Origin of the sequence: Virgibacillus sp. CM-4 (genome assembly GCF_000445495.1) — a bacterium.
Taxonomy (GTDB): Bacteria; Bacillota; Bacilli; order Bacillales; family Amphibacillaceae; genus Virgibacillus; species Virgibacillus salexigens.
The window spans coordinates 1,621,124-1,627,377 of sequence record NZ_AUQA01000002.1 but is presented as its reverse complement, the minus strand read 5'-3'; the positions used below and the strand labels follow the sequence as shown (position 1 = coordinate 1,627,377).

At 36.8% G+C, this 6,254-nt stretch carries 7 protein-coding genes; all 7 read right to left on the bottom strand.

Features of this window, described 5'->3' with window-relative positions; all coding sequences use genetic code 11:
* Nucleotides 1–513: 513 nt before the first annotated feature.
* A complete protein-coding gene (gene lysS / locus M948_RS31165; protein WP_021290382.1) occupies nt 514–1,995 on the bottom strand; it encodes a lysine--tRNA ligase in 1,482 nt (493 codons plus the stop codon).
* A 215-nt stretch (nt 1,996–2,210) separates the two neighbouring features.
* A complete protein-coding gene (locus M948_RS31160; RefSeq protein WP_021290381.1) occupies nt 2,211–2,447 on the bottom strand; it encodes a helix-turn-helix domain-containing protein in 237 nt (78 codons plus the stop codon).
* Nucleotides 2,417–2,929 (bottom strand): 2-amino-4-hydroxy-6-hydroxymethyldihydropteridine diphosphokinase, encoded by a 513-nt coding sequence (folK, locus tag M948_RS31155; protein WP_021290380.1) that lies wholly within the window; start codon nt 2,927–2,929, stop codon nt 2,417–2,419. Before folK ends, M948_RS31160 begins: the two co-directional genes overlap by 31 nt.
* Nucleotides 2,922–3,290: a dihydroneopterin aldolase gene (gene folB / locus M948_RS31150; protein ID WP_021290379.1), complete on the bottom strand. Its 369-nt coding sequence runs from the start codon at nt 3,288–3,290 to the stop codon at nt 2,922–2,924. The genes folK and folB overlap by 8 nt, the downstream gene beginning before the upstream one ends.
* A gap of 3 nt (nt 3,291–3,293) precedes the next feature.
* A complete protein-coding gene (gene folP / locus M948_RS31145) occupies nt 3,294–4,115 on the bottom strand; it encodes a dihydropteroate synthase (RefSeq protein ID WP_021290378.1) in 822 nt (273 codons plus the stop codon).
* 169 nt (nt 4,116–4,284) lie between these two features.
* On the bottom strand, nt 4,285–5,211 hold the full coding sequence (gene cysK / locus M948_RS31140; RefSeq protein WP_021290377.1) for a cysteine synthase A: 927 nt from the start codon (nt 5,209–5,211) through the stop codon (nt 4,285–4,287).
* Nucleotides 5,212–5,316: 105 nt separating this feature from the next.
* Nucleotides 5,317–6,231 (bottom strand): peptidyl-prolyl cis-trans isomerase, encoded by a 915-nt coding sequence (locus tag M948_RS31135; protein WP_306465015.1) that lies wholly within the window; start codon nt 6,229–6,231, stop codon nt 5,317–5,319.
* Between the last annotated feature and the right edge of the window lie 23 nt (nt 6,232–6,254).

Here is a 6,254-nt window from a genome sequence, read left to right as displayed (position 1 = left end):
TTTTATAGAAATAACAGGTTACCTGTTTTTCTTGACATACTGGTTGTTTTGTTCAGTTTTCAAAGAGCAAATATTTCTTAGTCGCTTTTTGCAGCAACTCTTTTATTATACCAGTTTGATTAGCGTGTGTCAATAACTTTTTTCAAGTTTTTATAATCAACTGTTTCGCTTCCCAAATTGGCGACTTTATTAATATACCATGCAGCGCGTCATAAGTCAATAACTTTTTTAAATTATTTTCAAGAGTTATGCATGGCATGTGTTCTGTTGCCTTATGAAGCAACGGTATTTAATTTACCATGTTTGTAGTTTGAAATCAAGCTTTTTTTAAAGAAAAATTAACGAAGCTTTAATTTGTATTCTTTCTTAAATTCGATATTTTCCTTCTTTTATTTATTTCGTCTTTATATATCATCTACCCCTTATACATAAACTAAAACCTTCTTTGGCTACATCCGCTTTCTTATAAAAAATAGGACGAGCATGCTCGTCCTATGTTGACTACTTTTATTATTATTTATTTCGCATCTGCGGGAACAACAGTACATCTCTTATAGATGGAGAATTAGTTAAAAGCATAACTAATCGATCTACACCTATTCCAAGACCTCCGGTTGGCGGCATTCCGTATTCTAGAGCTTCAAGAAAATCCGTATCCATATAATGGGCTTCATCATTTCCTTGGTCGCGTTCTTTAACCTGCGCTTCAAAACGTTCACGTTGATCAATCGGATCATTTAATTCACTAAATGCGTTGGCATGCTCGCGTCCAACAATAAATAATTCAAAGCGATCTGTAAACCGATCATCTGCTTTATTTTTCTTAGCCAGTGGAGAAATCTCCACTGGATGTCCATAAATAAATGTTGGCTGTATTAGTTCTTCCTCTACTTTTTGTTCGAAGAATTCATTCACTACATGCCCGAATGTCATCGTATCAGTAATCTCTACTCCATGCTCTTTTGCCAGATTACGAGCTTCTTCATCCGTCAGTTGTTTCCAGAAATCCACACCAGTTTTTTCTTTAACCGCATCAACCATATGCAATCTTGTCCATTCTGGCGCCAGTTTCACCTCATGATCTCCATAGGTAACATTCGTTGTTCCTAATACCTCTTTAGCAATATGGGCAATCAGGTTTTCGGTTAGTGACATGATATCATGATAATCTGCATAGGCTTCATATAATTCGATCATTGTAAACTCTGGGTTATGTCTTGTAGATACACCTTCATTACGAAAGACCCGTCCAATTTCATAAACCTTTTCCAAACCGCCTACAATTAAACGTTTTAAATGAAGTTCGATAGCTATACGCATATATAAAGGAATATCTAATGCATTATGATGGGTTTCAAAAGGTCGTGCTGATGCACCACCAGGAATTCCGTGTAGCATCGGAGTTTCTACCTCTAAGAACCCTTGTCCATCCAAATAACGACGCATTGCTTGAATGATCTTACTCCTTAGCACAAACGTTTCCTTACTATCCATATTTGTTATTAAATCAAGATAACGCTGACGATAGCGCTGCTCTATATCTTTTAAACCATGGTACTTTTCAGGTAATGGGCGTAAGGATTTCGTCAATAACTGAAACCTAGTAGCCTTTACTGATAGCTCACCCACTTTTGTCTTAAACATTACCCCAGTGACACCAATAATATCCCCCATGTCACTGGATGTGAAAATTTCATAGGCCTCTTCTCCAACTTTATCTTTACGTATATAAAGTTGGATCTGACCACTGATATCCTGAATGTGAGCAAACCCCGCTTTTCCTTTACCCCGTTTTGTCATCATTCTTCCTGCAATGGTTACTTCTTCTTCTTTCTCTTCTAGTTCTTCCTTTGAGTAACGATCATACATATCTTTTAATTCACTTGCCAAGTGGGTACGTGTGAACTTTCCACCAAACGGATCTACCCCTTGTTCTACAAATTGGTCAAGCTTTTCTCGGCGCACCCGCATATGTTCATTTAATTCCTCTGACACCATTATCACTCCAGTCTTTTCTATAGGTAAGTATAGCTTATTCTAATCCATCTTTCATTTCATGAGCTTTGATAAAACAAATACAATTCATGGTAAAAACCCGCAACTTGCAAATTTTATAATAATCATTAAGCTTTAGCTTCCTCTTCCCATTTAGTTACATACTCTACAAAGAAATATTTAATTCCCAATTTGGAATAAACAATTCTTTTCTTTTATGATTCTCCTGAATTATTATCTACCTCTTGTACTTGCAATGTTAATTCTTCTTTGGATATTTCTAATGTAGCAGCCACCTTTTGTAAAAGGTCGTCAGAAAGTTCTTTCGATCCTCGTTCAACACCACCAATGGCAGATAGTGGAACATCTAGTTCTTTGGCAAAATCTATTTGTGTATAGCCTTTTAACTTGCGAAATGCCTTTATTCGTCTGCCGATTCGTTTTTTATCCATATAGATACATCCTTTATGTCTTTTCCCGGAAGCTTTTTTATTAATTCAGATACTCGCCTTTCCTGCTCTGGTATTACTATATCTGGCGCTATTTCATGTAATGGAATTAGAACGAATGCACGTTCATGCATCCGTGGATGCGGAATGATTAATCGCTCTGTTTTACTATTTTCTTGATTATAAAGTAAAATGTCAAGGTCTATTGTTCTTGGACCAAAACGAATCGTTCGTTCTCTTCCTAATTCTTGCTCTAACGTTTGACAATAATCCAATAAGGCTAACGGGCTACATGATGTTTCTATTTCAATGACCATATTTAAAAAATCAGCTTGGTTTGTATACCCTACAGGAGCTGTTTGGTAAATAGAAGATTGTCTGGTAACTGTAATATTAGGGTGCTCCATTATTCCCCGCAACCCACTTTCTAAATGTTGTTCTCTTGGTTCAATATTTGTTCCTAATGCTAGATATACCTTATTCATCATTCTTCTCCCTATAAATTTCTACGGCAACTGAATCATAATGGCCCGGGATTGGGGGATCTGGTTTCGTAACTTTGATCGTGCATGCTTCCAACAAATGAAACCTAGTTAATAATTTAGTTGCAATACTTTCTGCCACTGCTTCAATTAAATTCAACTTTTCCCCCTCAACTACTTCTTTGATCAATTCATATGCTTGTCCATAATGGACAGAATGATTCATATCATCGCTTTTCCCAGCATGCCGTAAATCAATATATAATGTCGCATCTACCTGAAACCGTTGACCCAACTTATTTTCCTCTGAAAGTAATCCATGAAATCCATAAAATTGCAAGTTATTTAAGATTATTTTATCCATATTCTACCCTCTTTTTACATGAAGCATAGCATCCATCATTTTTGATAACTCCACATTTGTCTTCACATCATGAACACGTACCATATGGGCGCCTTTCATTACTCCCATACAAGTAGTAGCACCTGTACCGATATCCCTCTGATTAGCTGGTAAGTCTAATACACGTCCAATAAATCTTTTCCTCGACGTAGCTAGTAATATAGGATAGCCTAACTGCTTGAACCGTTCCAGTTGATTCAGTACTAACAAATTATCTTTTGCCGTTTTTGCAAAACCAATCCCGGGATCAATAATAATATTGTCTTTCTTCACTCCTGCTGCTAAAGCTATATCAATGCTTTCTTGCAAATCGTTGAGCATATCTGAAATTAAATTTTGATAATCGATATGTTCTCGATTATGCATTAAGATAATTGGAGATTGAAAAGCGCTTGCAACGTTAGCAATTGCTGGCTCTTTCTTTGCTCCCCATACATCGTTAATAATATCTGCACCAGCTTCTAACGCGGCTTGGGCTGTCCCAGCTTTGAATGTATCAATGGAAATTGGAATCTGCACCTTTTCCTTTATTGCCTTTATTACTGGAACTACACGCTCAATTTCTTCTTCCTGTGAGACTGGATCGTGATTAGGTCGGGTTGATTCTCCACCGATGTCTATAATATCTGCACCTTGCTTCTCCATAAGAATAGCCTGATCCACTGCTTTAGCGATCGTGGTATAATTGCCACCATCGGAAAAAGAATCAGGAGTAACATTTAAGATTCCCATAATATGCGTGCGTACTGTTAAATCATAAGCTTTCTTTTTCGTTGTTAAACGCATAGTAGCCGTACCTTCTTTCTACCAAATTCATTATTTATCGTATCACAGAACGAGACACCAGGCGACCCGATCCCGTAAGAAAAGCTTTTCAATCAACTATTATTTTATATAGTTGATGTTTTACGTAAAAAAGCCAGTACCTTTACGATACTGGCAAACAACTTAAAAATTATTTTTCCTCAAATTGATAAAGCGGGGTTGATAAATACCTTTCTCCATTATCAGGGAATACAGCAAGCACCTTCTTACCTTTACCTAGCTTTTTAGCTATTTTCTTAGCAGCTGCAACTGCAGCACCAGCAGAAATACCACCCAAAATCCCATTTGTAGTAGCTACTTCTCTTGAAGTAGCAAATGCTTCCTCATTATCAATTCGTAAAATTTCATTATATATATCCGTATCCAAAATCTTGGGAACGAATCCTGCACCAATACCTTGAATTTTATGTGGTCCCGGAGTTTCACCGGAAAGCACGGCAGAAGCAGATGGTTCAACTGCATATAATTGTATGCCTTCAAAGTTTTCTTTTAATACTTTTCCTGCCCCAGTAATTGTACCTCCAGTACCAATACCAGCAACAAACGCATCTAAACCTTCACTCATTTGTGAAACAATTTCTGCACCTGTTGTCCGTGCGTGAACTTCAGGGTTGGCCTCGTTATTGAATTGCTGTGGCATAAAATAATTATTTTGTTTCTGTAACTCCTCTGCTTTACTAATGGCTCCTTTCATCCCTTCTGCACCGGGAGTTAAAACAAGCTGAGCACCGTATGCACGCAATAAGTTGCGACGTTCTTGGCTCATCGTATCTGGCATAACAAGTACTGCCTTATACCCTTTGGCAGCAGCTACCATTGCTAAGCCAATTCCCGTATTACCACTAGTAGGTTCAATAATTGTATCGCCCTCTTTTAATGCCCCATCTTTTTCGGCGGCTTCAATCATTGCTAATGCGATACGATCTTTTACAGAACTGCCAGGGTTCATAAACTCTAGCTTGACATAAATGTCCGCACTGTCGTCATCTGCTATATTGTTTAATTTCACAACGGGTGTTTCCCCAATAAGTTCAGCTATATTATTCGCTACTTCCATCCTCATTTCCTCCTAATTCCTAGTTATTTTGTATGATTAATTCTAATTTACGTTTTACCTGGTCAAATGTCAACTCAAACGTTATAATTGTCAGATTGTTTTATATTATTGGTTTTCTCCGTATATCCAGTCAATCTCCTTATTACTCCAAAGGGCGGCAGCCTCTAAAGGTTGATTCTTTTCCTGTAAGGCCAGTTCACTTTTTATATATGGTTTCATCTCTTCATAAGTGAATTCAATAGAGGGTAATTTTCTATGAAGATATAGAATGGCAATACCATTATCAGCGACAAATGGTTTACTATACGTATGTTCTTTCATATCTACGGCAATATCCGCATAACCATTTGGAAAGAATTGACTCGATGTATAAATGAATCCTAAGTAGCCTCCATCTTTCTTCGTGGTTTCATCATTCGAATATTCCTGCGCAAGTAATTTAAATGAAGCTCCTGCTTCTAACTCTTCATATATTTTATTTGCAGTCTCCATATTATCTACAAGAATATGAGACGTTTGCATGGAAGCACTGAAGTTATATTGATCGCCGTATGTATTATAATAAGTTGTTATCTCTTCCTCAGGTATCGAAGCCCCTTCAGCTAATAGCAATTGTAGTTGATAACGATATCGGATATCTTCTATCCATTGTTCTTCTAATGCTGTGTATTCCGATTTTGACAATACACCTTGTTTTGCTACCAACCTTGATATTTCGCGATTGATAACTTTATCGCTAATCTGTATACCTTTTTCGTCTGCCATTTGTTCCACAATTTTTTGGTCAATTAGTGTTTGTAATTGTTTTTTACCATAATTATTCCTTAAGGATTGATTCCATTCCTGAAATGTAATATTTTCACCATCAACCGAAGCTACATCTTCCTTTTGGCTTAAGCTTTTACTATCTCCATTGCCTAATTCTACACGCTCTTCATTATTCCAAACTAACAACGTAGCTATATTTGTAATTAAAAGTACAACAATGATCGCTAATAATAATTTTTTTGACATTGACATTTGTTCCCCCTATAACCCTACGG

What these genes read in the sequence shown, in the direction of transcription:
- M948_RS31160 (WP_021290381.1), bottom strand. Translation starts at nt 2,447, where the DNA reads ATGGATAAAAAACGAATCGGCAGACGAATAAAGGCATTTCGCAAGTTA.
- folK (WP_021290380.1), bottom strand. Translation starts at nt 2,929, where the DNA reads ATGAATAAGGTATATCTAGCATTAGGAACAAATATTGAACCAAGAGAA.
- folB (WP_021290379.1), bottom strand. Translation starts at nt 3,290, where the DNA reads ATGGATAAAATAATCTTAAATAACTTGCAATTTTATGGATTTCATGGA.
- folP (WP_021290378.1), bottom strand. Translation starts at nt 4,115, where the DNA reads ATGCGTTTAACAACGAAAAAGAAAGCTTATGATTTAACAGTACGCACG.
- cysK (WP_021290377.1), bottom strand. Translation starts at nt 5,211, where the DNA reads ATGGAAGTAGCGAATAATATAGCTGAACTTATTGGGGAAACACCCGTT.
- M948_RS31135 (WP_306465015.1), bottom strand. Translation starts at nt 6,231, where the DNA reads ATGTCAATGTCAAAAAAATTATTATTAGCGATCATTGTTGTACTTTTA.